Origin of the sequence: Cellulomonas sp. Leaf395 (assembly GCF_001424125.1) — a bacterium.
Classification (GTDB): Bacteria; Actinomycetota; Actinomycetes; order Actinomycetales; family Cellulomonadaceae; genus Cellulomonas.
The window spans coordinates 562,977-588,300 of sequence record NZ_LMQI01000003.1 but is presented as its reverse complement, the minus strand read 5'-3'; the positions used below and the strand labels follow the sequence as shown (position 1 = coordinate 588,300).

Annotated in this window: 20 protein-coding genes; 11 read left to right on the top strand and 9 right to left on the bottom strand. The window is 72.6% G+C overall.

The window, feature by feature from the left end; translation table 11 throughout:
* Nucleotides 1-102 precede the first annotated feature (102 nt).
* Together ASG23_RS10575 and ASG23_RS10570 are read right to left on the bottom strand one after the other, a co-directional pair.
* Nucleotides 103-1,362 carry an ABC transporter ATP-binding protein gene (locus tag ASG23_RS10575; protein ID WP_082516119.1) on the bottom strand — a complete coding sequence of 420 codons (1,260 nt, stop codon included), beginning with the start codon at nucleotides 1,360-1,362 and terminating at the stop codon, nucleotides 103-105.
* Between the two features lie 34 nt (nucleotides 1,363-1,396).
* Nucleotides 1,397-2,707, bottom strand: a complete 1,311-nt coding sequence (locus tag ASG23_RS10570; protein ID WP_056024093.1) for a class I SAM-dependent methyltransferase — start codon at nucleotides 2,705-2,707, stop codon at nucleotides 1,397-1,399.
* 243 nt (nucleotides 2,708-2,950) lie between these two features.
* Here ASG23_RS10570 and rfbB point away from each other — a divergent pair, with 243 nt between their 5' ends.
* The 3 genes from rfbB (at nucleotide 2,951) to ASG23_RS10555 (ending at nucleotide 6,671) form a co-directional block, all read left to right on the top strand.
* A complete protein-coding gene (gene rfbB / locus ASG23_RS10565) occupies nucleotides 2,951-3,946 on the top strand; it encodes a dTDP-glucose 4,6-dehydratase (protein WP_056024090.1) in 996 nt (331 codons plus the stop codon).
* Between the two features lie 73 nt (nucleotides 3,947-4,019).
* On the top strand, nucleotides 4,020-5,255 hold the full coding sequence (locus ASG23_RS10560; protein WP_235521010.1) for an LCP family protein: 1,236 nt from the start codon (nucleotides 4,020-4,022) through the stop codon (nucleotides 5,253-5,255).
* 495 nt (nucleotides 5,256-5,750) lie between these two features.
* Nucleotides 5,751-6,671 carry an LCP family protein gene (locus tag ASG23_RS10555; protein ID WP_056024084.1) on the top strand — a complete coding sequence of 307 codons (921 nt, stop codon included), beginning with the start codon at nucleotides 5,751-5,753 and terminating at the stop codon, nucleotides 6,669-6,671.
* 10 nt (nucleotides 6,672-6,681) lie between these two features.
* Here the strand turns inward: ASG23_RS10555 and purE are convergent, their stop codons facing one another.
* Together purE and ASG23_RS10545 are read right to left on the bottom strand one after the other, a co-directional pair.
* Entirely contained in the window at nucleotides 6,682-7,221 is a 540-nt protein-coding gene (purE, locus tag ASG23_RS10550) for a 5-(carboxyamino)imidazole ribonucleotide mutase (protein WP_056024081.1), read from the bottom strand.
* An 86-nt stretch (nucleotides 7,222-7,307) separates the two neighbouring features.
* Complete coding sequence (locus ASG23_RS10545; RefSeq protein WP_056024618.1) at nucleotides 7,308-8,474, bottom strand: 5-(carboxyamino)imidazole ribonucleotide synthase; 1,167 nt, start codon at nucleotides 8,472-8,474, stop codon at nucleotides 7,308-7,310.
* Between the two features lie 123 nt (nucleotides 8,475-8,597).
* Between ASG23_RS10545 and ASG23_RS10540 the strand changes: the two genes are divergently transcribed.
* Complete coding sequence (locus tag ASG23_RS10540; RefSeq protein WP_056024078.1) at nucleotides 8,598-9,107, top strand: GtrA family protein; 510 nt, start codon at nucleotides 8,598-8,600, stop codon at nucleotides 9,105-9,107.
* Nucleotides 9,108-9,120: 13 nt separating this feature from the next.
* Here ASG23_RS10540 and manA read toward each other — a convergent pair whose 3' ends face one another.
* The 3 genes from manA to ASG23_RS10525 form a co-directional block, all read right to left on the bottom strand.
* A complete protein-coding gene (gene manA, locus ASG23_RS10535; RefSeq protein WP_056024075.1) occupies nucleotides 9,121-10,317 on the bottom strand; it encodes a mannose-6-phosphate isomerase, class I in 1,197 nt (398 codons plus the stop codon).
* Nucleotides 10,318-10,422: 105 nt separating this feature from the next.
* Nucleotides 10,423-11,745, bottom strand: coding sequence for an ATP-binding protein (locus tag ASG23_RS10530; RefSeq protein ID WP_056024072.1), 1,323 nt, complete (start codon nucleotides 11,743-11,745; stop codon nucleotides 10,423-10,425).
* Nucleotides 11,746-11,748: 3 nt separating this feature from the next.
* Nucleotides 11,749-12,447, bottom strand: coding sequence for a response regulator transcription factor (locus ASG23_RS10525; protein WP_056024070.1), 699 nt, complete (start codon nucleotides 12,445-12,447; stop codon nucleotides 11,749-11,751).
* Nucleotides 12,448-12,600: 153 nt separating this feature from the next.
* Here ASG23_RS10525 and ASG23_RS10520 point away from each other — a divergent pair, with 153 nt between their 5' ends.
* The 5 genes from ASG23_RS10520 (at nucleotide 12,601) to ASG23_RS10500 (ending at nucleotide 21,922) form a co-directional block, all read left to right on the top strand.
* Nucleotides 12,601-13,935 carry a sensor histidine kinase gene (locus tag ASG23_RS10520; protein ID WP_056024067.1) on the top strand — a complete coding sequence of 445 codons (1,335 nt, stop codon included), beginning with the start codon at nucleotides 12,601-12,603 and terminating at the stop codon, nucleotides 13,933-13,935.
* Nucleotides 13,932-14,648 (top strand): response regulator, encoded by a 717-nt coding sequence (locus ASG23_RS10515; RefSeq protein WP_056024064.1) that lies wholly within the window; start codon nucleotides 13,932-13,934, stop codon nucleotides 14,646-14,648. The genes ASG23_RS10520 and ASG23_RS10515 overlap by 4 nt, the downstream gene beginning before the upstream one ends.
* Nucleotides 14,649-14,752: 104 nt before the next feature.
* Entirely contained in the window at nucleotides 14,753-15,553 is an 801-nt protein-coding gene (locus ASG23_RS10510) for an ABC transporter ATP-binding protein (protein ID WP_082516059.1), read from the top strand.
* Nucleotides 15,553-18,144, top strand: a complete 2,592-nt coding sequence (locus tag ASG23_RS10505) for an ABC transporter permease (RefSeq protein ID WP_056024061.1) — start codon at nucleotides 15,553-15,555, stop codon at nucleotides 18,142-18,144. The genes ASG23_RS10510 and ASG23_RS10505 overlap by 1 nt, the downstream gene beginning before the upstream one ends.
* Before the next feature lie 112 nt (nucleotides 18,145-18,256).
* A complete protein-coding gene (locus ASG23_RS10500; RefSeq protein ID WP_056024057.1) occupies nucleotides 18,257-21,922 on the top strand; it encodes an FtsK/SpoIIIE domain-containing protein in 3,666 nt (1,221 codons plus the stop codon).
* Here ASG23_RS10500 and ASG23_RS10495 read toward each other — a convergent pair.
* Nucleotides 21,901-22,296 (bottom strand): hypothetical protein, encoded by a 396-nt coding sequence (locus ASG23_RS10495; protein WP_056024054.1) that lies wholly within the window; start codon nucleotides 22,294-22,296, stop codon nucleotides 21,901-21,903. The two genes, ASG23_RS10500 and ASG23_RS10495, sit on opposite strands and share 22 nt — an antisense overlap.
* A 385-nt stretch (nucleotides 22,297-22,681) precedes the next feature.
* Between ASG23_RS10495 and ASG23_RS10490 the strand changes: the two genes are divergently transcribed.
* Nucleotides 22,682-22,930, top strand: coding sequence for a WhiB family transcriptional regulator (locus tag ASG23_RS10490; protein ID WP_055912771.1), 249 nt, complete (start codon nucleotides 22,682-22,684; stop codon nucleotides 22,928-22,930).
* A gap of 228 nt (nucleotides 22,931-23,158) precedes the next feature.
* On the opposite strand, the gene ASG23_RS10485 is transcribed toward ASG23_RS10490, so the two are convergent.
* Nucleotides 23,159-24,640, bottom strand: coding sequence for a sensor histidine kinase (locus tag ASG23_RS10485; protein WP_056024611.1), 1,482 nt, complete (start codon nucleotides 24,638-24,640; stop codon nucleotides 23,159-23,161).
* Nucleotides 24,641-24,741: 101 nt separating this feature from the next.
* Between ASG23_RS10485 and ASG23_RS10480 the strand changes: the two genes are divergently transcribed.
* The gene (locus ASG23_RS10480; RefSeq protein WP_056024051.1) at nucleotides 24,742-25,272 is read left to right on the top strand and encodes a DUF2505 domain-containing protein; all 531 of its coding nucleotides are present in this window, start codon (nucleotides 24,742-24,744) and stop codon (nucleotides 25,270-25,272) included.
* The last annotated feature ends 52 nt before the right edge of the window (nucleotides 25,273-25,324 follow it).

Below are 25,324 nucleotides of genomic sequence, written 5' to 3'. Positions count from 1 at the left end.
TGTACGCGTCACTGCGCCCCCCTCCGGGTACCCGCCGAGGCAAGCAGGCCGCGGTGAGCAGGTCAAGCCTGCAACGCCGTAGCGCTCCGACAAGTTCGGGCTTCAACTCGGCCCGAGTTCGCCTTCTGTCGCCGCCGGGCCGGTGATGGGGACCGCATCGTATCCTGCGGCCACAGGCTCGCCCCAGGTGCCTCGCAGGGCGACGAGGCCGCCCATCTCCTCGTGCGGCCGCCGGGCCACGCTGAACTCGGCCGCGGCACGCATGTAGTCGAACACATGAGTCGTCGACGAGTCCGTGATGGCCGCATCCACGCGGAATGAACCGGCTTGGAGCGCGAGAGAAGGAACGACACAGTCCATCGTTCCCGGACCTTCGATGTGGTCCAACGGCCGGTTGGTGTCTCGAGTGTTGTTGGCCCAGACGTGCACCCCGTCGTGGGTCTCGATCGCCAGCCCGAAGACGGGGCGCTCGATCCGCTCGCGTGCGGTGTAGTGGACCCGAACAGTCAGCTGGTCGCCCGTGTTCAGCGCATGTGAGACGGGCTCCTGCCTGGTCAACAGCTCGACCGAGTCGATCTGCGCCTCTCCGCTGCCCCAGTGGCTCGAACCGTCGGTGGCAACGTGCGCGTCTGCGCGCGTCGACTCTTGGTACCGGTCGAGGATGGCTGGTGCGGCACCCGTCTCCACGAGCTTGCCGTGGGACAGCCATGCCACGTCGTCGCACATGTTCTGCAACGACGGGAGCGAGTGGCTGACCACGACGACGGTGCGCCCCTGGCGCTTGAACTCCAGAAACTTCTCCGCGCACTTCTCCTGGAAGGCGGCGTCGCCGACGGCCAGGACCTCGTCGACCAAGAGGATCTCCGGATCGACGTTGATGGCGATGGCGAACCCGAGCCGCACGTACATGCCTGACGAGTAGTTCTTGACCGGCTGGTCGATGAACTGCTCGACCCCGGCGAAGTCGACGATCTCGTCGAACTTCCGGTCGATCTCTCCGCGAGACATCCCGAGGATCGCGCCGTTGAGCCGGACGTTCTCCCGACCCGACAGCTCCGGGTGGAACCCCGAACCGACCTCGAGGAGCGCAGCGACCCGCCCGTTGACTCGGATCGAGCCACGGTCGGGCGACAGGATCTTGGCGATCGTCTTGAGGAGGGTCGACTTGCCGGAGCCGTTGTCGCCGATCAGGCCGAACGTCCCCCCGGCGGGGATCTCGAACGAGACGTCGTCGAGGGCCCAGAACTCCTCGAATACCGCGCGGCGCCGTCGCATCACCGCAGACTTCAGCGTCTGGTTGCGTTCGTGGTAGATGCGGAACCGCTTCGAGACGCGGTCGACCTCAATCGAAGGAACGCTCACCACGCCACCCGCAACCCGGCGCCGCCTCGCGCGGTCATCCGTGCCTCACCGTCCGGCGGACTGCGCGCAACGGCCCGGTGACCTTCCACGAGACGGAACCCTCGAGCAGACGAAGTCGCTCCTCGCTGGCAGCCAGCCTCGCGTGCAAGGCGTCGAGCGCGGCAGCGTGCTCCTGGTCGCGCCGATCGGCCGAAGTGAGTCGGCTCTGCATGTCGGCGCGCTCACCTCGGGCTCGCCGGAGCGACTCCTCGAGCTCGTGCCGCTCGGCGACCAACGCCTCAGCGCTCCCGTCGGCGTCGACCCGGGCGAGTTGTGCGGTGAGACGCGCCGACTGCTCGCGCACCGACGCGAGCTCCTCACGCACCCGCTCGCGCTCCGCGGCCGACTCGACCGCGATCCGCTCGGAAACCTGGTCAGCCAGGATGTACGACGAGCCACCCGCCACCTCGTCGAAGGCGCGGAAGCGGGGCTCGCGGTCGAACACGACAACCGAGTCGTAGAAGTGCACGCCGCCGAGCTGCCGCGACCACACGGAGGATCGGTCGAGGTCCTGGTGGTGCTGAGAGTTCAGGTCGTCGACCCGCGCACGCGCCCACGCAAGGAACGAGGTGGGCTCGTGCAGCCCACCGCCGAAGGCCGGCCAGTAGGAGGTGTGCGTGTCCTCCACGATGAGCAGCCCGTCGTCGGCAAGGAGCGGGAAGAGCGTCTCCGCAGTGACGATCTGCTGCTCCATCGTGTGGCCACCGTCGTCGATGACCACGTCGAACGGACCGTACTTCTCGTGCAGCCCACGCAGGAAGGACGGATCCGCCTGGTCACCGAGCTCGACGACGAAGCGGCCCTCGGTAGCCCGCACGGCCGCCTCGTCGATGTCGGCGCCGATGATGACGGCGTCCTTGCCGAAGTACCTCTGCCACATCGTGAGGCCGCCGCCACGGTATACGCCGATCTCGAGGACGCGCACGGGCCGGCCGCGGTAGCGCTCCAGGTGGCGGTGGTAGATCGGGAAGTAGTGCGGCCACTTGTGGAGCACACCGCCCGCCCGGTTCGCCAGGAAATACGCGTACAGCGGGTTCTCGGCCAGATCGGCCCATCGGTCACCCAGGTAGAAGGCAGCCCGGTAGCACTCGTTGACGATGTCCTTCTCGACACCCTCGTCGGCAAGCGCGTCGCCGAGGCGCCTCGCCGTCTCGACCGCCGTGTCGCCCGACTCGAGCACGTCGGTCAGCCGCGCGCGCTGCGACTCGGGGACCGCGTCCGTCTCGCCCAGGATCTGGAGAGCGTGCGCGGGGTCGTCTCTCGAGACCGAGTACAAGATCCGGGCGATGGTGGTTCGGTCGAGCATCACTCACTCCTCTGGGTGACGACGCCGGGGTACGAGTTCCACCTTGGCGAGGTCGCGCGGCCGTCCGTCGGTCGACGGTCTCGTGTGTGCACGTCACCGGCGCCGGACGACGCGGCGGTCGAACGTGCAACGCGAAACGCTACCAGCGACCGGTCTCCTGCCCGTGACCACACCGCGTGCGGGTGCCCAGGACGGCTCGGGCTAGGCTGTGGTGGCCTTTCCCGCGTCCCGGAGGTTCTTCCCGTGCACCTGCTCGTCACCGGCGGAGCCGGCTTCATCGGCTCCAACTTCGTCCACCAGACCGTGCGCGAGCGCCCCGACGTACGGGTCACCGTGCTCGACGCCCTGACGTACGCGGGCGACGAGCGCAGCCTGGACCCGGTGGACGGCAAGATCGTCTTCGCCAAGGGCGACATCGCTGACCCCGACATCGTCGACAACCTGGTCAAGGACGTCGACCTGGTGGTCCACTTCGCCGCCGAGTCGCACAACGACAACTCGCTGCACGACCCGTGGCCGTTCCTGCGCACGAACATCATCGGCACGTACCGGCTGCTCGAGGCGGTGCGCCGTCACGACGTGCGGTTCCATCACATCTCGACCGACGAGGTCTACGGCGACCTCGAGCTGGACGACCCGGCGAAGTTCACGCCCGACACCCCGTACAACCCGTCGAGCCCGTACTCGTCGACGAAGGCCGCGTCGGACCTCCTGGTGCGCGCCTGGGCCCGCAGCTTCGGTGTCCGCGCGACGATCTCCAACTGCTCGAACAACTACGGGCCGTACCAGCACGTGGAGAAGTTCATCCCGCGGCAGATCACCAACGTCATCGACGGGGTGCGTCCGAAGCTCTACGGCTCGGGCGAGAACGTGCGCGACTGGATCCACGTCGAGGACCACAACAGCGCTGTGTGGGCGATCATCGAGCGCGGGCGCCTCGGCGAGACGTACCTCATCGGGGCGGACGGCGAGGAGAACAACAAGTCCGTCGTCGAGGACATCCTGGAGATCATGGGGCAGTCGGCCGACGCCTACGACCTCGTGAGCGACCGCCCTGGTCACGACCTGCGCTACGCGATCGACTCCACGAAGCTCCGCGACGAGCTCGGCTGGGAGCCGCAGTACCCGAACTTCCGCACCGGGCTTGAGGCGACAGTGGCCTGGTACCAGGCCAATGAGGCGTGGTGGCGCCCCCAGAAGGACGCCACGGAATCAAAGTACGCCCAGCTGGGTCGCTGATCTGCACAGATCCTCCACGCCGCCCCTGCGCGCGCTCCCCCGGACGGGCGGGTAGCGCTCCTACGATCGTCCGGTGACCTCCCGCCACGCTGCTGTTCAGCGCCCTCGTGCCGCCCGGCACTCCCGACGCCTGCACACCCACGGTGTGCTGCGCGGGATCGCGTTCAGCGTCGCGGCCGTGGTCGTGTTCGGCGCGAGCGGGGTGGCCGCAGTGGCGACGAAGCTGAACGGCAACATGGACAAGGTGGACGTCTCGGCACTTGTGAACCCGATGCCGACCCCGACGAAGGAGCCCGACCCCGACGATCCGAACGCCGGGCAGGCCGTCAACATCCTGATCCTGGGCTCCGACCAGCGCGACGGAATCAATGCCGAGATCGGGGGCGAGGCCGCGGGCATGCGCTCGGACACCACGATGGTGCTGCACATCTCCGCCGACAGGTCGCGCGTCGAGCTCGTCTCCATCCCACGCGACTCCCTCGTGGACATCCCGTCGTGCACGATGACGAACGGGAAGACCACCCGCGCGACCCACGGGATGTTCAACTCGGCCTTCGCGACGGGGTGGGACAACGGCGGGGACATGACGTCGGCGGCGGCCTGCACGATCAACACGGTGCAGCTGAACACCGGAGTCACGATCGACCACTTCGTCGTCGTCGACTTCGCGGGCTTCCAGGACATGGTGAACTCGATCGGCGGGGTGCCCATGTGCATCCCCACCAAGATGGAGTCCGAGCTGGCGGGGCTCCACCTTGAGCCCGGGATCCAGACCCTCGACGGCCCGACGGCGCTCGCCTATGCCCGGGCGCGCAAGGGCCAAGGGATCGGCGACGGCTCCGACACCAACCGCATCGGCAACCAACAGAAGCTCATCGCTGCGATGGTGCGTGAGGTGCTCTCCCGCGACGTGCTCACCAACCCGCAGAAGCTGATCTCGTTCCTGAGCGCCGCGACGGGTTCGCTGACGACGGACAACGGGATGTCCATCGGCAACATGACGGGCCTCGCCTACAACCTTCGCAACATCAACAGTGGCAACATCACCTTCATGACCATCCCGTTCGCCGCCGCGAAGTCGGACCCCAACCGGGTGGAGTGGACGTCCGCGGCCGACGCCGTGTGGGCGAACATGGCCAACGACGTCCCAGCTCTCGGCGAGACCCCCACGGCGCCGGTCACGACGCCCCCTCCTGCCGCCACGACCGCCCCGGAGGTGCCGGTGAGCCCCGCGGAGCCGACACCGGTCGAGACCAAGAAGGCCGGCGAGGAGGCGTTCAGCGCCGCCGACACGACGGACGTCTGCTGAGGCATGGCATCCGACGAGCGGACCTCTCGCACACCTCCGCCGAGCTTCGCGCCGGGCGCGTCGGCACGGCCGGCACACCCTGCCGACGCCGAGCCGATCGTCGTCGGACGGCCGCCGCGGCCCACCGCACCGCAACGGACGCCTCGTCCGCCGACCGCAGGTGAACCGCGGCCGAACCGACCTGCCGCTTCCTCCGCAGAGGCTCGGTCGTCGGCCGGCCGTCCGCCGACGATCGCCCCCGCCGGGCAGGGCGGACGTCCTGTCCGTGCGTCCGAGCCCGTCCAGGTCCCCGGCCGCGCCGGTCAGCAGGCGACTCGTGTCGCGGCGCCGGCACCCGCACCCCGATCGACGTCCTCGCGACCCGCGACCGGCCGCCCGGCACAGCCGTCCCGCCCACCCGGTGGTCGTCCGCCCGCTGGGCCGAGCGGACCCCGGCCACCGGCACCGACCGCGCCGCCCGTAGCTCGACGCAACCGGAAGGCCATCATCGGCGGGGTGGCGGCCCTCGTGGTCGTCGCCCTGCTCGCCTGGCCGATCGGCCTCGCCGTCTGGGCCAACGGCAAGGTCCAGCACACCGCGGCACTCAGCGGCGCAGCGAACACCCCGGGCACGACGTACCTGCTCACCGGCTCGGACTCGCGGGCCGACGGTGGCATCGAGCAGGACGGTACCGAGGGATCTCGGACTGACACGATCCTGCTGCTGCACGTGCCGGACAGCGGACCGACGGCACTGATCTCGCTCCCCCGGGACGCCTATGTGGAGATCCCCGGGAACGGTCAGGCGAAGCTCAATGCGGCCTTCTCCTGGGGCCAGGCACCTCTGCTCGTGCAGACGGTGGAGGGACTCACCGGGCTGACCGTGGACCACTACGCCGAGATCGGGATGGCCGGGGTCGAGCAGATCGTCGACGCGGTCGGCGGTGTGAACCTCTGCCACGACGCCGACGTCAACGACGCCGACTCAGGCATGGTGTGGGTGGCGGGCTGCCACGACGTCGACGGCACGCAGGCGCTCGCATTCGCACGCATGCGCAAGGCCGACCCCAAGGGCGACGTGGGCCGAGCGGAGCGGCAGCGGCAGCTGATCGGCGCCGTCATGTCCAAGGTGAAGCCCAGCGAGCTCGCTGTGCGGCCGGGCCAGCAGGTCGCCCTGATCGGTGCGGGCACGCAGGCGCTGACGGTGAGCGACGAGTCGAACATCCTCGACATGGCCAGGCTCGCGCTCGCGTTCCGCGCCGCCAACAGCCCGGAGGGCATCACGGGCACGCCCCCGATCGCCAGCATGGATTACCGTCCCGGCGGAAACGTCGGCTCCACGGTCTTGCTGGACCCCGACACCGCACCGGCGTTCTGGGTGGCGATCCGTGACGGCTCGCTCCCGGCTGGACCTGTCGGAGGCGTGCCGGGCGCCTGACGGATCGGCGTCAGATGCTGAAGCCCACGCTTGGTCGGGAGGCCGTCTGGGCGCGCAGGCGCTCACCCTTGCCGTCGGCCTGACCCTGCAGGTCCTCCTGGAACGCGGCCATCGCGGTCCGGAGGCGGCTTGCCTGCTCGCCCTCGCCGGATGCAAGGATGCGCACCGCAAGCAGCCCGGCGTTGCGTGCCCCCCCGATGGACACGGTGGCGACGGGCACACCGGCCGGCATCTGGACGATCGAGAGCAGCGAGTCCATGCCGTCGAGGTAGGCCAGCGGGACCGGGACACCGACCACCGGGAGAGTGGTGACTGCGGCCAGCATGCCGGGCAGGTGCGCGGCACCGCCGGCGCCGGCGATCACCACGCGCAGCCCGCGCTCCGCGGCGCTGCGGCCGTACGCGATCATCTTCTCGGGCTGGCGGTGCGCGGACACCACGTCGATCTCGACGGGGACGTCGAACTCGGCCAGCGCCTCGGCCGCGGCCTTCATCACGGGCCAGTCCGAGTCCGAGCCCATGACGATCCCCACCAGGGCCTGCGCTGCCATCACCGTCTCCGTTCCTGACGCCGTCCCGGTGACGCCGCGCGCCCCATCATGTCCCACGGGGTCTGCGGTGCGGAGCGGTGTTCGCGTCAGGCGGACGGGTCGCCGCGCAGCAGCGCCGCAGCGGCGATCGCACGGCGCCGGACGTCGTCGAGGTCGTCGCCGCTGACGTTCACGTGCCCGAGCTTGCGCCCCGCGCGGACCTCCTTGCCGTACAGGTGCACCTTCGCCGCCGGGTCGAGACGGGCGACGTCCGCCAGCGCGGCGGTCGGTTCCGGCAGCGCGCTGCCGAGCACGTTGGCCATGACCGTCCACCGGGAGCGAGGCGCGGTGTCGCCGAGCGGCAGGTCGAGCACAGCGCGCAGGTGCTGCTCGAACTGGCTGGTCACGGCGCCGTCGATGGTCCAGTGGCCGGAGTTGTGCGGGCGCATCGCGAGCTCGTTTACCAGCACCCGCGGCGGACCGCCGGCGGTGTCCGCGACCTCGAAGAGCTCGACGGCGAGCACGCCGGTGACACCGAGCCCGGCGGCGATGCGGGTGGCCACGTCGACCGCCTCCGCGCGCGTCGCTGGGTCGAGGTCCGGGGCGGGCGCGACGACCTCCGAGCAGACGCCGTCCCGCTGCACCGACTCCACCACGGGCCAGGTGCGGACCTCGCCGCTGGGTCGGCGCGCGACCAGCACCGCGAGCTCCCGCGTGAACGGAACCTTCTCCTCCGCCAGAAGCGGGACGCCGGTGCCGTCCGCGACGGCGGCGAACCAGTCAGCGACGTCGTCGGCCGCGCGCACCACCCGCACGCCCTTGCCGTCGTACCCGCCGCGGGCCGTCTTCACCACGGCCACCCCGCCGTGATCGGCGAGGAAGGTCTCCAGCTCCGCGGCCGTGCGGAGGGCCGCCCACGACGGGACCGGGATCCCCAGCGCGGTCAGTCGGGTCCGCATGACGATCTTGTCCTGCGCGTGCACCAGCGCTGCCGCGTCCGGGTGGACCGCGACACCCGCGTTCTCCAGGCGGTCGAGCAGCGCGTTCGGCACGTGCTCGTGCTCGAACGTGAGCGCGTTGGCGCCGTCGGCCAGGCGAACGATCGCCGCCTCGTCGGATGCCGCGCCGACGGGCGCATCGACGACGACCTGGGCCGCCGACGACGTCGGGCTCTCGACGAGGACCCGCAGGTGGAGCCCGAGCGCGGTCGCCGCGGGTGCCATCATGCGGGCCAGCTGCCCACCACCGACCACTGCCACCACGGGTGCCGTCACGGGCGACGACACTAGTCGAGCGCACGTCGGCGCCGAAACGCTTCGCACATCTCCCGGTCGGCCGGCTCCCAGATCCCCGGGCTATCCTCTCCAGACCGCTGTGTCCGACACCTGAGGAGCTCCGTGAGCGCCAGCGACGAGCTGACCGACAGCCGGACGGACGGCGCGCCACCCGTCGCCCCGGCCGTACGCGCCGCCGCGCTGCGGGCCCGCGCCTACGAGATCGCCCGGTTCCTCTCGGTGGGCGGCATCGCGTTCGTCGTCGACCTCGGCCTGTTCAACCTGCTCCGGTTCGGTCCGGGCGAGGTGCTCGGGCACAAGCCGATCACCGCGAAGGTCATCTCCGTCGTCGCCGCGACTCTCGTCGCCTGGCTGGGCAACCGGCACTGGACGTTCTCGCGACGGCGCACCGACAGGAGGGCGCACGAGCTCGCTGTCTTCGCAGGCATCAATGTCGTCTGCGCCCTGATCCCGGTGCTCACCCTCGCGTTCTCGCACTACACCCTCGGTCTGACCACCGCGCTCGCGGACAACGTCGCCACCGTCATCGGGATCGGGATCGGGACGGTCCTGCGCTACCTCGGCTACAAGCGCTGGGTGTTCACCGGCTCGCACACGCCCGCGACAACCTGACGGCCGCACCGCGTCAAGGCACGTCCGCCTGGACGACCGTCCCGTCACCGGCCCCGGTCAGGGCCCCGTCGGACGCTGGGACAAAGACGGACTGACCCCGGGTCAGCAGGACCACGCTCCCGTCCTGCGTCGCGATCTCGACCTCGCCCTGCAGGCACAGCACGATCCGCGGCCCTCGGCCCGGCAGCCGGGTGGGACCGTCATCCGTGAAGCGCGAGACCGAGAGCTCGAAGTCGTCCACCGGGGCGTAGAAGATCCGGGTCGACGTGAACACCTTCTCGGGAGCGATCCGGATCGGAGGTGCAGCGACACAGTCGACGTTGGACAACAGCTCCGCCACGTCGACGTGCTTACGGGTCAGGCCGGCACGGAGCACGTTGTCCGAGTTCGCCATGATTTCGACGGCGACGCCCTGCAGGTAGGCGTGCACCGTCCCGGCGGGCACGAACAGCGCCTCTCCACTGTGCAGCGTCACCGGGTTCAGCAGCACGGACGTCACCGCGCCGGGGTCTCCGGGGTACGCCGCTGCCAGGCGCATGACCGTGCGGTCGGTGCGCGGGGACGGCGACCCGTCGGCCAGCCGGCGGGAGCAGGCCTCGGCGAACTTGGCTACGTCCGCGGCACCCGGCCGGGTCTCCGGCTGCAGGAGCCACTCGAACGCGGTGCGCACGCCTGCCGACGTCGGATCGGCGGCGAGCAGCGCGTGCAGGTCGGCCGCGAGCGGGGTGTCGAGGTCCACCAGCAGCTCCGCCGCCCGTCGCGGGGCACGGAAGCCGACCATGGCGTCCAGCCGGCTCAGGGCATACACGAGCTCCGGCTTGTGGTTGTCGTCCCGGTAGCTGCGTTCGGGTGCGGACACCGGGATCCCCGCGGCGTTCTCCGCCGCGTATCCGGCGCGTGCGCGCTCGAGCGTGGGGTGGACCTGCAGGGAGAGCGGCGCGTTCGCCGCGATGATCTTGAGCAGGTAGGGCAGGTGTGCACCGAACCGCGAGGTGACGTCCGCACCGAGGTGACGGTCCGGGTCGGCGGCGATCAGCTCGTCGAGCCCACGCGTGCCGTCGGCGGTCTCCGCGACCGCCGGAGCACTCGCGTGGGCGCCGAACCACGCCTCCGCCACAGGACGACCGTCCGGGACCAGCGCGAGCACCTCGGGGATCGCTGTCGTCGAACCCCAGGCGTAGTGCTGGGTCGCGGGCGTGATCCGGTACACGGCAGTGCGCTCCTGAGGTGTGGCTGCTCGGCCAGGTTGGCTTCCGAGGTTACTGGGCGCTCGACGCCGCCCAAGCAGATCGGCGGGTGATAACGGGCATATCGGTCACCGGCGGCGCCGGTCCATCCGTGCCGAGACCACCGCACCGAGCGGCAGCACCACGTCGGGCCGCATCGAGGCCGGGACGCCCGAGAGGAACAGCGCGAACACCGCGGGCCGACGCTGCGCCAGCTCGAGGCGCCCGCCGTCGGCGGACGCCAGGTCGCGTGCGAGGGCGAGCCCGAGGCCGGTGCCCTTCCCGGACGTCACCTCGCGCTCGAAGATCCGGGGGGCGAGCTCGTCGGGCACACCGGCCCCTTCGTCGGCCACCTCGACGACGACCGCGCCGGAGGGTCCGCTCGGCCGCGAGCGAATGGTGGTGGTGCCGGCGCCATGCTTTAAGGAGTTCTCGATGAGCGTGGCGATCACCTGGGCGAGCGCACCCGGCGTCGCGAGCACCTGCGTCGCACGGTCGACCTCGACGACGAGGCGCCGGCCCGTCGCGAGGAACGTGGGCTGCCACTCCTCCTCCTGCTGGTGCACGACCTCCAACAGCCGGACGGCCTCGGTGGTGCCGCCCTGGAGCCGGCGGGAGCTGGCCAGCAGGTCGTCGACGACGCGCACCAGCCGTTCGACCTGCTCGAGCGAGATCCTTGCCTCCTCGCTCACGTCCGGGTCGTCGGTGGCGACCATGATCTCCTCGAGCCGCATCGACAGCGCCGTGAGCGGCGTGCGCAGCTGGTGGGAGGCGTCCGAGGCGAACTGCCGCTCGGCTGCCAACCGGGCAGCCATCCGGTCCGCGCTGCGCGCGAGCTCGGCGGCGACGAGGTCGATCTCCTCGACCCCCGACGGCTCGAGGCGTGGCCGCACCTGGCCCGCGCCCAGCTGCTCCGCGGACGCGGCCAGGTAGACGAGCGGAGCGGTCAGTCGGTTGGCCTGCCAGATTGCCATCGCGATGCCCGCCGCGAACGCGACGACGGCCGCGACGACGACGAGCGCGATGACCCGGGCACTGAGCCAGAAGACGTCCCACCACGACACGTACAGCAGGACCTCCGCGCCGGTGTCCGAGTCGACCTTCACCGAGAGGCTGCGGCCCTGGATCCGCTCGCCCGCCTGGTAGAGCTCGCCGTCGGGAGACCGGACGATCACAGAGGCCGGGACCTCCCCCGCGTCGCCGGTGTAGTTCTCGAGCATCCGGTCCGACAGGGCGATGTCCTGCTCGACGCGGAAGTCGACGGCACGTGCGGCGGACTCGGCTCGCGCGGACAGCGCCTGCATCTCGTTCTCGCGGACCAGCTGGGCCCCGAGGAAGGCGAGGGGGAACCCGAGCAGGACGACCGCGACGGTGACCGCGGCGATCGTCGCCTGCAGGACGCGACGACGCAAGGCTCAGACCCGCTCGGTGCTCGCGCCACCGGTCTCGAACCGGAAGCCCATCCCGCGCACGGTGGTGACGTAGCGCGGCGCGTTGGCATCGTCGCCGAGCTTGCGGCGCAGCCAGGAGACGTGCATGTCGAGAGTCTTGGTCGAGCCGGTCGGGTCGGAGCCCCAGACCTCCCGCATGAGCATCTCCCGTGCGACGACGGTGCCGGCCGCCCCGACGAGCACGCGCAGCAGGTCGAACTCCTTGGCCGTGAGATGCAGCTCACGCTCGCCCTGGAACGCGCGATGGGCGGCGACGTCGACGCGGACGTTCTGGGCGTGCAGCTCGTCCTCGTCGCCTGGGTCGCCCACGCTGCGACGCAGCAGCGCCCGGACGCGCGCGAGCAGCTCGGCCAGCCGGAAGGGCTTGGTCACGTAGTCGTCGGCACCGGCGTCGAGTCCGACCACGAGATCCACCTCGTCGGCGCGCGCGGTGAGCACCAGCAGCGGGGTGGTCAGGCCGAGGTTACGGATGGCGCGCGCGACGTCGAGGCCGTCCATGTCCGGAAGACCCAGGTCGAGGACGACCAGGTCAGCCGCCGCAGCGCCGTCGATCGCACCTTGACCAGTTCCTTGCACGCGCACGTCGTAACCTTCACGCCCGAGGGCGCGGGCCAAAGGTTCGGCAATCGCGGGATCGTCCTCGGCCAGCAGCACCTGGGTCATTCGCCCATGCTAGGTCATGGCACGGTCTTGACCGCCAGTGGGGCGCGCCCACAGGTGCACGTGAACCACCTGCGTCCCCGGGCGGACGGCCGCAGGAGCCGGGTCGTCCTGCGGGGGCACGACGGCGGGGTGCCCCGCGCCTACCCTCGGGGGGTGACGAGATGGGAACGCCTGCTGCGCTGGGAGGAGGCGCACCGGTTCGCGGTCGACGCGACCGGCACCGGGTTCCTGCTGCTGCTCATGGTCACGATGTCGACCGACATCATGACCGCGACCGCCGACGCGACCCGCACGCTCGCCACTCCGCTGATCTCCGTGGCGGTGGTCGCTCCCCTGGCGTGGCGCCGGGTGCGACCGACCGCCTCCGCGGTCGCCGTCTACTCGGCCGCGCTGCTCCAGCTGGCCTTCTTCGCCCCTCTGGTCGTCCCCACCGACCTCGCCGTCCTGATCTCGTTGTACTCCGTCACCGTGCACGGCCCTCGGTGGGCGCACCGCGTGGCGATCGTCGCCACGCTCGTCGGCTCGGTCCTGCTCGGCGTGGCGATGAACGGGTGGTTCGGCGGGCCGGGAGCGGCGTCGACCGCGATCTTCACCGGGGCCATCGCGCTGACCGTCTGGGCGTTCGGACTGGCCCGACGCTCGCGCCGGGAGACCATCGCGGCGCTGGTCGACCGCGCGGAGCGGCTCGAGGTCGAGCGTGACCAGCAGTCCCAGATCGCGACGGCGGCCGAGCGCACCCGCATCGCCCGGGAGCTTCACGACATCGTCGCCCACTCGCTCACCGTGATGATCGCCCAGGCCGACGGCGGCCGGTACGCGGCGGACGCCGACCCCGCGGCAGCGACCCGCGCGCTCGGCACCATCGCCGAGACGGGGCGAGCGGCGCTCACCGACATGCGGCGTCTGCTGGGAGTGCTGAGGGGGAGCTCCGAGCCGCCTGCCTCGACCGGGGCCGTCGCGGCGCTCCCAGGCCCCGGCGGACTGAGCCACGGCACGGGCCAGGGCTTCGCCCCGCAGCCGGCCGAGTCCGACGTCGGCGCGCTGGTCGAGCAGGTCCGGGCCAGCGGGCTGCGCGCCTCGCTCGTCCGCATGGGCGAGCCCCGCAACCTGCCACCCGGCGCGGGTCTCACCGTCTACCGGATCGCGCAGGAGTCGCTGACCAACGTGCTCAAGCACGCCGGCCCGGATCCCAAGGTCACCGTCCTCGTCCAATGGCTCCCCGACGCCATCGTGCTCGAGGTCAGCGACGACGGCCGGGGCGCGTCGGCGGACTCCGACGGACTCGGGCAGGGCCTGCTCGGCATGCGCGAACGGGCCACCATGTTCGGGGGAACGGTCAGCGCCGGCCCCCGCCCCGGTGGCGGCTTCCGGGTCCGCGCCCAGCTGCCCACCCCCACCGACAACGCACCCACGAGCACCGACCCCGATGCAGTCTCCGACGAGAGGACCACACCCGTGCCGAGCACCCAGGACGAGCGCACCCGATGAGCGACGACACGATCCACGTCGCGCTCGTCGACGACCAACAGCTCGTCCGGGCGGGGTTCCGGATGGTCATCGACTCGCAGGCCGACCTCGAGGTCGTGCTCGAGGCTGGCGACGGCGCGCAGGCGGTACGCGCCCTCGATCCCGCGGCGCGCACGGCCACAGGACCGGTCGACGTCGTGCTCATGGACGTCCGCATGCCCACCATGGACGGGCTCACCGCGACCGCGCAGATCACCGCGCGGGCCACGGACCACGCCCCCGCGCCCCGCGTGATCGTCCTGACCACGTTCGACCTCGACGAGTACGTGCTCTCCGCCATCCGGGCGGGCGCGAGCGGCTTCCTGCTCAAGGACGCCCCGCCCGAGGAGATGCTCGCCGCCATCCGCACCGTCCACCGCGGCGACGCGGTTATCGCGCCCTCGAGCACCAAGCGGCTCCTGGAGCACCTCGTCACCGCGCTCCCCCCCGACGAGCCGGGCGGCCCGACCGACCCCGCACGCCTGGCCGTCGCGGACCTGACCGACCGCGAGCGCGAGGTGCTCGTCCTGATGGCGCGCGGCCGGTCGAACACGGAGATCGGTGCCGACCTGTTCGTCGCCGAGGCGACCGTGAAGACCCACGTCGGCCGCATCCTGGCCAAGCTCCGCGTCCGCGACCGCGTGCAGGCCGTCGTCCTCGCGTACGAGACCGGCCTGGTGCGACCGGGCTCGTAGTAGGACCACGGGATGACGGGTGACCAGCCCGGGGCCTGATGTGGGGTTGCGGCGTGCGTCCGTAGCGTCGAGGACGTCATCACCGCACCCGAAGGAGCCCACTCGTGGACACCACCGTCTACCGCCCGATCGACGAGGACCAGCCGCGCGTGCCGGGCGGGTCACCGGTCGCCGTGAGCGCGCGGTCGCTCACCAAGATCTACGGCGAGGGCGCTGCCGAGGTCCGTGCGCTCGACGGGGTCGACGTCGACTTCGCGGCCGGGGCGTTCACGGCGATCATGGGGCCGTCCGGCTCCGGCAAGTCGACGCTGATGCACGTCCTCGCGGGCCTGGACGGAGCCACGTCGGGAACGGCTCGGCTCGGCGCCACGGAGATCACCGCACTCGACGACGGCGCGCTCACCCGGCTGCGCCGCGACCGTGTCGGGTTCGTCTTCCAGAGCTTCAACCTGCTGCCGATGCTCACCGCCGAGCAGAACATCCTGCTGCCGCTCGAGCTGGCCGGCACGACCGTCGACCGTGAGTGGTTCGACACCCTCGTCTCGACCCTGGGGCTCGGTCAGCGGCTCACGCACCGGCCGTCGGAGCTCTCCGGTGGACAGCAGCAGCGGGTGGCGATCGCGCGCGCGCTCGTCGCCAAGCCCGAGGTCGTCTTCGCCGACGAACCCACCGGCAACCTGGACTCCCGTTCCGGCGCCGAGGTGCTGAGCTTTCTGCGTCGGTCGGTGCGTGAGCTCGGTCGCACGATCATCATGGTCACGCACGACGCGACGGCCGCCGCGTACGCCGACCGCGTGGTCCTGCTGGCCGACGGGCGGATCGCGGGCGACATCGCCGACCCGACGCCCGAGTCCGTCCTCACCGGCCTCGAGGCCCTGCGCGCGCTCGACCAGGCGGCCCTCTGATGCTGCGGCTCACCTGGGCGCAGATGCGCCGCAGTCTCGGCCGGCTGACCGCCGCCGCGGTCGCCATCGCGATCGGCACGGCGTTCGTCGCCACCACCTTGATCGCCGGGAACGTCATGACCCGCACCGGCTACGACGCGGTCACCGCGACCTACGCCGACGCCGACGTCGTCCTGTTCGGAGACGTCTCCGAGTCCCAGCTGGACGCGGTGCGCGCCCGTCCGGACGTGCAGGCCGCCGAGCTCCTGGCCCCCACCGGTGTCGAGATCCGCAAGGGCGGCACGAGCCGTTGGCAGCTCATGCTGCCGACGATCGACGACCCACGCCTGAGCTCGCTGGTGGTCGAGGACGGCACGGCGCCCGCGGCGAGCGGCGAGATCGCCCTGCCGGCCACGACGGCGGCAGCCCTCGGGGTCGAGGTCGGCGACCACGTACAGGTCCGCTGGAGCACGTCCGAGCCCGACGACACCGCGACTGCCGAACCCACGGCGTCCACCGACACGACCGAGGAGGTCTGGCGGACGGTCGACGACGAGGTCGTGGTGACCGGCATCGCGTCCGACCCGGCGTCCGCCTGGTCGCAGAGCGGTGGTGCAGGGCTGGTGACCGCTGACGACGCCCTGCGCTGGAGCGGCGCGCAGTCGTTCGCCGACCTCGCCTCGGTAACGCTCGTGGCCACAGAGCCCGGCGTCAGCGTGGAGGTCCTCCAGGACGCCCTCGACCCGCTCGTCCCCGGCGCCGAGGTGCTCACCCGCGACGAGGCCGCGGCGCAGTCGGTCTCGGAGTTCTCGAACGGTGGGAACGTGCTGATCACGCTCGTCCTCGGGTTTGCCGCCGTGGCGCTGCTGGTCGCCGCCCTCGTGATCGCCAACACGTTCCAGGTGCTCGTCGCGCAGCGCACCCGCACCCTCGCACTCCTGCGCTGCGTCGGCGCGGGCAAGGGACAGCTGCGTCGCTCTGTCCTGCTGGAGGCGGCGATCCTCGGGGCCGTCGCCTCCGTCGCCGGGCTGGTCCTCGGCCTCGTGCTCGGGCAGTCGGCACTCCTGGTCCTGGGTCGCCTGGACCTCGGCGTGCCCCTGCCGTCCACGATCCAGGTGACCCTGCCCGTCGTGCTGCTCCCGCTCCTGGTCGGCACCGTCGTCACCGTTCTCGCCTCCCTGGTGCCCGCACGCGAGGCCACGCGGGTGTCGCCCATCGCGGCGCTGCGCCCGGCCGACGCCCCGGCGGTCGGCGCGCGCGGCGGACGCGTCCGGCTCGGAGTGTCCCTCCTGCTCACCCTCGGCGGGGTCGGGGTCATGCTGCTCGCCACCGGGCTGTCCAGCAGCGGGCGCGCCGACCCCAGGCTGCTGCTGGGTGTCGGGGCGCTCGCGGGTGGGTTGTCGTTCGTCGGCGTGCTGCTCGGTGCGGTGTTCTGGTTGCCGAAGGTCGTGTCCCTCGTGGGACGCGCGCTGGCACGCACCGGGACCAGCGCGCGGCTCGCCGCGGCGAACACCGTGCGCAACCCCCGCCGGACGGCCGCGACGAGTGCGGCTCTGCTCATCGGCGCGACGCTGGTGGCCATGATGAGCACCGGAGCCGCGAGCGCCCGCGTGTCCTTGGCGCAGGAGCTGGACGAGCACTATCCGGTGGACCTCATGGTGGACGGCTCGGTCATGGGCGACGGCGCGAGCCTGCCGGCCGACGTGTCCGAGGCAGTCGCCGCGGTCACCGGTGTCGGCACGGTGCTCGAGATGCGGGCCGCTCCGGTGATGGTCGGCGACACCTGGATCACGGTCGTCACGCCCGCAGAGGGCTCCACGACCGAGGTGCTGCGCGACCCGCGCACGGCGGACGGGCTGAGCGACGCCACCCTGCTGCTCCCGAAGCTCACGTCCACGGAGGCGACCGACGGGGCGACCCAGATGACCGCCTACGCCACCCCGTGGGACGACTCCGAGACGGCGGCCGGGGGTTCGCCGGTCACGCTCCAGGCGGTGCCCAGCGACCTCGGCGGGACCTACGGCCTCGTCACCCCTGCCACCTTCGAGCGGCTCGCACCGCAGGCCCCCGTCTCGATGCTCTGGGTCCGTCTGGACCCGGGTGCCGACGCGGCGCTCGTGCTCCAGGACGTCCAGGCAGCGCTGCCCGACACCCCGGCGGAGGTGAGCAGCGCCGGGGCGGCGCGCGCCAGCAACGAGCGGGTGATCAACACGCTCCTCGCGATCGTCGTCGGCCTGCTGGGGGTCGCCGTGGTGATCGCGCTGATCGGGGTCGCCAACACGCTGTCGCTCTCGGTCCTCGAACGGCGTCGGGAGTCCGCGACCCTGCGGGCGATCGGGCTCTCCCGCCGCCAGCTGCGCGTCATGCTCGCGGTCGAGGGGATGCTCATCGCCGGGGTCGGTGCCGTCCTCGGCGCCGGGCTCGGGCTCGTGTACGGCTGGGCGGGAGCGGTGATCACCTTCGGAGAGATCGGCGACGTCATCCTCGTCATCCCGTGGACGGACCTCGCACTCCTGCTCGTCGTCGCGCTGGCCGCCGGCCTGCTCGCCTCGGTGCTACCGGGTCGGGCCGCCGCCCGCACCTCACCCGTCGCCGCGCTCGCCGTCGACTGACGGGCACCCCGTGGACCCGCCGAGCCGACCGGCGGACCTGTGGGCGGACCGGCTCGTCCCCGAACACCGGGGGCGAGCCGGTCCGTCGTCTCGGTCGCGACAGGCTCGGCCCGTGCGCTTCACCCTGGTCCACCCCGACCCGTCCCGCGGCGACGGACTCGTCCCGACCGACGTCGAGGCTGACGTCGGTGTCGCGCTGTCCGTCCTGCGCCCCGGACTCGCCCGCGTGAGCGGGTATGCGGGATGGGCGAGCGCCGGTGTCCGCGCGGCCGTCGGCGACGCGGTGCTCGACGAGCACCACGTCGTCGGCCAGCCACCCCTCGTCGACGGTTGTGTCCTGCGCGCCAGGCCTGGGAGCCGCCCGGACGCGGACCTCGCCGTCCGAGCCGACTGGCACGTCGCCGTCGTCGCCGGTCCGGACAGTGGCGGGCTCGCCGCGGTGCCCAGCGACGGACACCTGACGGTCGGCCCACCAGCGCGTGGGCACCCGCGCGGCCTTGCGCTCGCCGTCCGCGACACCGGCCTGCCGCGCGTCCAGATCACGCGCGACGGCGACCGTGTGCGCGTGCGCGTCGGCCACGGCGTGCGCTGGCGGCGCTGGCGACCCCACCGCCCGCTCCGCCTCGGCACCACGACGCTCGCGCTGCGTGGCGCCGCCGACGACGCCGCACAAGAGGTGCAGCCCTCTGATCCCGGCCTCGCGTCCCGTCCTGCGACGTGGCTGGCCCCGCTCCTCGGATCGGTGGCCCTCGCGGTGGCGCTTCGTCAGCCCCTCCTGCTCCTCGCGGGCCTCGCCGTCCCGCTCGTCGCCCTCGGCACCGCCGGAGTCGCACGGCGGCGGCGGCGCCTCCGCCTTCGCGACGACTCGTCCGTGCGCGACCTCGCCGCCCTGGTCGCCGCGACCGCCCGCGCCGCCGTCACCACGATCGAGCCTGTCGTGCTCGACCAGCCCTGGGATCCCGGGGGCTGCCTGGCGGTCGTCGGTCCGCGTGTCCTGGCCCTGCCGGTCGCGCGGGCCGCTGTCCTCGGCACCCTCGGCACCCATCTGACCGCCGCGCTTGCTGTGCGCACCCGCCGGCCGGACGACTGGTCGTGGTGCGTGTGGGCGACCGAGCCCGACGCACCCCTGCCCCTCGGTCCGGGCGAGGCTCTCGTCGTCGCGGACGACCCGCCCGACCCGGCAGCGCTCGCCCGGTGGCGGTCGTCGACCCCCGCGTCGCAGCGCCTGCTCCTTCTCGCGGACTCCCCCGCGGCGGTCCCCGCGTGGTGCCGGGCGAGGCTCGAGGTGAGACCCCGGTCCGTGCGGCTGCACGGGGCGGACGGAAGGGTGCGCGACGTCCCCCGGCAGGCCGTCGGCACGGAGCGTGCCCTGGAGCAGGTCCGCGCGGCGGCAGCAGCACGAGCCATGGCCGTGTCCGGAGCCGCCGGGGACGCAGCGCTGCCTCTCAGGGCGTCGCTGGCCTCGCTCGACGGCATCCCCGCCCCGGACCGGGTGGCCACGGCCTGGGCGACGCCCCGCACCGGCCTCGTCGTCGCGCTCGGGGTCGGGGCCGGGGGCCGGACCGTCTCGGTCGACCTCGTCGCCGACGGGCCGCACGCCCTGGTGGCGGGGACCACCGGCGCCGGAAAGTCGGAGCTGCTCACCACCCTCGTGCTCGCGCTCGCGCTGACGCACCCCCCGGACCGCCTGGCCATCCTGCTGGTGGACTTCAAGGGCGGGACGGGGCTCGGCCCCGTGGCCGGGCTCCCGCACGTGCTGGAGCACGTCACCGACCTCGATGCCGCGCACGCCCGACGCGTCCTCGCGTCGTTGCGTGCGGAGCTGCGCCGGCGCGAGGCGGTGCTCGCCGACGCCGGCGCCCGCGACCTGCTCGAGCTCGACCCCGCAGACAGCACGACGCCGCCACGCCTGCTCGTCGTCGTCGACGAGCTGCGAGCGCTGACCGAGGACGTCCCCGACGCGTCGGCGGCGCTCACCCGGATCGCCGCCCAGGGACGCGCGCTCGGCGTGCACCTCGTCCTGGCCACCCAGCGGCCGGCGGGCGCGGTCGGGGCCGACCTGCGTGCGAACGTCGCGCTGCGGATCGCCCTGCGGGTGACCGACCAGGCCGACTCGACCGACGTGCTGGACGCGCCGGACGCCGCCCGTCTGGACCCGGCGACGCCCGGCCGCGCGTGGGTGCGACGCGGGACGCGGCCTCTCGAGCCGGTCCAGGTCGCGCGCGCTGTCGCGGCCGCCGCAGCGCCGGTCGTGCGGCTCGCCCGTGCGTGGTCGGACGTCGGCGCCGCCTGGTCACCTCCGGCGTCGGCCGCTCCGCAGGCCGACGACGCGCGAGAGGCGTGGCTGCTCGCTGTCGCACATGCGGCGGGCCGCCGACCCACGAGCGACGGCTGCCCATGGCTGCCGGGTCTGCCGGGGGTGGTCAGGGCGGTGGACGTTCCCGACGGGCCCGGTCTGGCCCTCGCTGTCTCGGACCTGCCCGAGGAGCAGCGCCGGGGTGCGGTGCGGTGGGACCCGGCCGAGGGGCCGCTCCTGGTCCTGGGCGGGCCGCGCTCGGGCCGCACGACGACGCTCGTCACCGCAGCGCTGGAGGCCCTCGATCACGGGTGGTCCGTGCACGCCGTCGGGCTGCCGCCCGCCGCGGTCGCCCGGCTGACGGCGGGCGACCGACCCGGCCGGGTAGCGAGCGAGCTGGCGACCGACGACGCACGCGCGGTCGCCCGCCTCCTCGAGCTCCTCGCCGCCGGGGGTCGCCCGGCTCAGCCGGGCGTCCTTCTCGTGGTCGACCGCCTGGACCTGCTGCTCGACTCGCTGGGCCGGCTCGCACGCGGCGCGGGTGTCGACCGGCTGACGGCCCTCTGGCGGGGAAGCACGAGCGGCACGGCGCTCGCGGCCGGGGCGGACGCCGGCGCGGCCGCGATGCAGCACGCGGGTGCGTTCGCCCACCGCCTGGTGCTCCCGCTCGCCGACTCGGCGCTCGACACTCTGGCCGGGGTGCCACCCGCCCTGGCCGGTAGCCGCACCACGCCGGGCAGGGCCGTGCACCTGCACGCGACCGGTGCGGACCTGTGCCAGGTGGTCCTGCCCGGGCCACCCGACGCGGGCGCCGTCGTGGGTGCTCCGCCCAGTGGCGCGGTGCTCGTACGACCCCTCCCCGACCGCGCGGAGCTACCTCCGGGTCTCGCCGCCGGGCCGGGCCGCCTCGAGGTTCCGCTCGGGCTGGGCGGCGACGACGCCGACATCGTGGGGGTGGACGTGTCCCACGGGCTGCTGGTCGCCGGACCTCCGGGCGCGGGCCGCAGCACCGTGCTGGACGTCGTGGCCTGCACGCTCGTCCGGGCGGGCGTGCGCGTGGTCCGGCTGGTCGACACCACCGGGCTCCCGGTGCCCGCACTGACCGGGGTTCAGGACGTGGGACCGGCGGACGTCGCGGAAGCGTGCCGTGCCGGACGAGGCGAGACGGTGCTGCTCGTCGACGACCTGGACGATCTCCAACGGGCCCACCCCGGCCTCGACGAGCTGCTCCCCTTGACACTCAGCCTCGTCGCCAGCGTGACGTCGTCGTCGGCGGCCCAGGCGTTCCGAGGACCGGTCGCCACGCTCGTCCGCCGCCGCCGCATGCTCGTGCTGGACGCGCACGACCACGCGTCCGCGGAGCTGGTGGGACCGCGCGCGGCGTGGTGTGTCGACCCGTCCCGCCGGCCCCCGGGACGCGGGGTCCTCGTGGCAGGGCGGGACACCGTCGTCGTGCAGGTCTATGCCGGTGGGTCCGGATGACGCGCGGTCGCCGCCACGGCCGACGGCAGCAGGAGCCCGACGCCCGTCAGCACCGCGACGACGAGGACCACGACGGCCCACGCTGTCGGCTCGGCACCGAGCCAGCCGAGCGCGAGGACCACGAGCAGGATCTGCCACATGATCACCGGCGAGCGCGCCCACCGGCGCCCGCGCCACAGCCCGCGTGCGGCGAGGAGCAGCAGCAGCGCCACACCGGCGCCGAAGGCGGCGAGGAAGAGGCTCGCGGCCGGCATCGTCGCGGCCCCTCGCACGACGTCGGCGGCCCACGCGACCGCCAGGCCGAGGAAGGCGGCGGCCTCGAGCGTCACGAGCAGGCAGACGACGAGCAGCACGGCAGGACGGCGGTCTGTCACGGGAAAGAGCCTAAGCACGCGCGGCGCGAGCCGTCGCCATCCCCGCTGACCTGCAGCGAGGCCCCTTCTCCGATACCACGGTTCCGAGGTGACTCACGCCACCTCGTGACGCCGATCACCGCGTCGCAACGCGTGTCAAGTTCTGGACGTTTGTCCGACTCTTACCCTCACCTGCATTAACATGCGGGACGCGTCGAGACACAGCAGGCACACAGGTGTGACGAAGACCTCAGTCGTTATCGATATGAAACCTCCTCGTAACCCTTGTGGAGATCCCGGACCGGTGCGAGCCTTGATGCAGCACGCCCCCCACCCCCGATATCGCGTCCAGACTCGCGCGCCCTGACCCCCGGGCGCCCCTCGACGTGTGCCTAGGAGAGAACTCATGGATTGGCGCCACCGCGCAGCGTGTCTCGACGAGGACCCGGAGCTGTTCTTCCCCATCGGGAACACCGGCCCCGCGCTGCTCCAGATCGACGAGGCGAAGGCTGTCTGCCGCCGCTGCCCCGTCGTCGACACGTGCCTGAAGTGGGCGATCGAGACCGGTCAGGACGCCGGCGTCTGGGGCGGGCTCTCCGAGGACGAGCGCCGCGCGCTCAAGCGTCGGACTGCGCGCCAGCGCCGCGCCGGCTGACCTGCGGCTACCTCGTCCGACGTCGAACCCGGCCCCGCTGCGCACCGCGCGGTGGGGCCGGGTCGTGTCCGGCACCGGGACGCACGGCGCTCGCTCGTCGACGCCCACCGCCGGCATCACACGGCGCTCACCCGGAGCGATAGTCGACGTGATCGTCAGAGCGATCGTCGATGCGTTCGTCAGAGCGATCGTCGATGCGTTCGTCAGAGGCGCTCACCAGCGCTCTCGTCAGATGAGTGCTGCGGCGTCCCGCGGTCCCCGCAGCCGGGCCTCGATGATCACGGACGTCCCGCCACCCTCCCGGCTCGCCCACTCGATGGTGCCGCGCATCTCGTTCGTCACCAGGGTCGAGACGATCTGCGTGCCCAGCCCGGTACCGGCGCCGCGCTCGGTCGGCAGCCCTGAGCCGTCGTCGGCCACCTCGACCCGCAGAGCGTCGTCCTGCCGCTCGACGATGACCTCGACCGTCCCCGACTCCCGCCCCTCGAACCCGTGCTCGACGGCGTTCGTCACCAGCTCGGTCAGGATGAGCGCGAGGGCCGTGGCATCCTCCGCGGGGATGGACCCGAACGACCCCCGCACCAGCGTGCGCACGTGCGCACCCTCTGTCGCCACGTCGGCAGCGAGCCGCAGGCTGCGACCGACCAGGTCGTCGAAGGGCACGCTCTCGTCGAGGGTCTGCGACAACGTCTCGTGCACGAGCGCGATCGTGGCCACCCGGCGCATCGCCTCGCCGAGCGCCTCCTTGGCCTCCGGCGAGGCCACGCGCCGGGACTGGAGCCGCAGCAGGGCCGCGACCGTCTGGAGGTTGTTCTTCACGCGGTGGTGGATCTCGCGGATCGTGGCGTCCTTGGTGATGAGCTCGCGCTCCCGGCGCCGCAGCTCTGAGACGTCGCGGCACAGCAGCACCGCACCGACCCGCTGGCCGTGCTCGGTCAGCGGCACGGCCCGGAGCGACAGCGCGACCCCGCGGGCCTCGACGTCGACCCGCCACGGAGCGCGACCCATGAGCACCAGCGGCATCGACTCGTCGACGGTGTCGTGCTGCTCGATCAGCTCGGCCGTCACCTCGACCAGCGAACGCCCGACGAGGTCGCCCACCACTCCGAGCCGGTGGAAGCACGACAGGGCGTTGGGGCTCGCGTAGAGCACCTCGCCCTCGGAGTTGAGTCGCACCAGCCCGTCGCCGACACGCGGGGCTCCTCGACGTGGGCCGGTCGGGGCGTCGGGCGCCGGGAACTCACCGCGGCCGACCATGGCGAAGACGTCGTCGGCCGCCTCGACGTAGTTGAGCTCGAGCCGGCTCGGCGTCCGGGCGCCACCGAGGTTGGTCTGACGCGCGAGCACCGCGATCGCCTTGCCGCGGCGGACGACCGGGACGGCCTCCTCGCGCACCGCGTACGACCCGAACCAGCGCGGCTCGCGCGAGCGCTGCGCCGCGCGCTCGTCCAGCGACCGCTGCAGCTGCGGGCGCTGGCCCTCCGGTGCGCTCGACCCGACCACGTCGTCGTAGTGGACGGTTGCGCCGGTGGAGGGGCGCGCCTGGGCGATCGCGACGAAGTCGCCGTCCGTCGTCGGCAGCCATAGCACCAGGTCGGCGAACGCGAGGTCGGACAGCACCTGCCAGTCTCCGACCAGCAGGTGCAGCCACTCGAGATCGTGAGCATCGAGCGCGGCATATCGAGCGGCGAGGGTGCTCAGCGTGGACACGGGCACCAGGGTAGGTGGCTGCGGAGCGGTCATGAGCAGGACGGCCAGGACGTGGGCGGATAGCCTCGGACCCACCGAACCCGATCATCGAAGGACCCACCGTGCGACTGAGCGTGACGCTCGACCTACCGACGGACGCACGCGCCGCGGCGCAGCTCCTGGCGGACCCGGAGTACGTGCACCAGAAGGTCCGCGCCAGCGGCGCACTCGAGCAGCACGTGGACGTGACGGGGGACCCGGACGACGCATTCACCGTGACGACCCGCCGCGCACTGCCCACAGACCAGATCCCGGCACACCTGCAGGGCTTCGTCGGGAGCCGGATCGACGTGCGGCAGGTCGAGGCATGGGAGGCGCCCGCGCCCGACGGGTCGCGCGTCGGGACCGTCGTCGTCGAGATCGCCGGTGCCCCTGTGCGGCTCAGCGGACGCACGGCCCTGACGCCCACCGGCGCAGGCACCACGACGGTCACGTACGACGGCGACCTGCGAGCAACCGTGCCCCTCTTCGCGTCCGCGATCGAGCAGGCGACCGCCGGCGCGATCCGGTCTGCGCTGGAGGTGGAGCAGGGCGTCGCGCGCCGTTGGATCGACAGCCACGCCGATGGTCACGGACAGGCGCCGCAGCCGTAACGATTCGGTAACACGGACCGACGTCCGTATCGCTCTGACCTGCACAAACACC

Bases quoted from the DNA above. Each gene is read 5' to 3' on its own strand.
- ASG23_RS10505 (WP_056024061.1), top strand. From the start codon at position 15,553: ATGCTGCGGCTCACCTGGGCGCAGATGCGCCGCAGTCTCGGCCGGCTG.
- ASG23_RS10490 (WP_055912771.1), top strand. From the start codon at position 22,682: ATGGATTGGCGCCACCGCGCAGCGTGTCTCGACGAGGACCCGGAGCTG.
- ASG23_RS10570 (WP_056024093.1), bottom strand. From the start codon at position 2,707: ATGCTCGACCGAACCACCATCGCCCGGATCTTGTACTCGGTCTCGAGA.
- ASG23_RS10515 (WP_056024064.1), top strand. From the start codon at position 13,932: ATGAGCGACGACACGATCCACGTCGCGCTCGTCGACGACCAACAGCTC.
- ASG23_RS10525 (WP_056024070.1), bottom strand. From the start codon at position 12,447: ATGACCCAGGTGCTGCTGGCCGAGGACGATCCCGCGATTGCCGAACCT.
- purE (WP_056024081.1), bottom strand. From the start codon at position 7,221: ATGGCAGCGCAGGCCCTGGTGGGGATCGTCATGGGCTCGGACTCGGAC.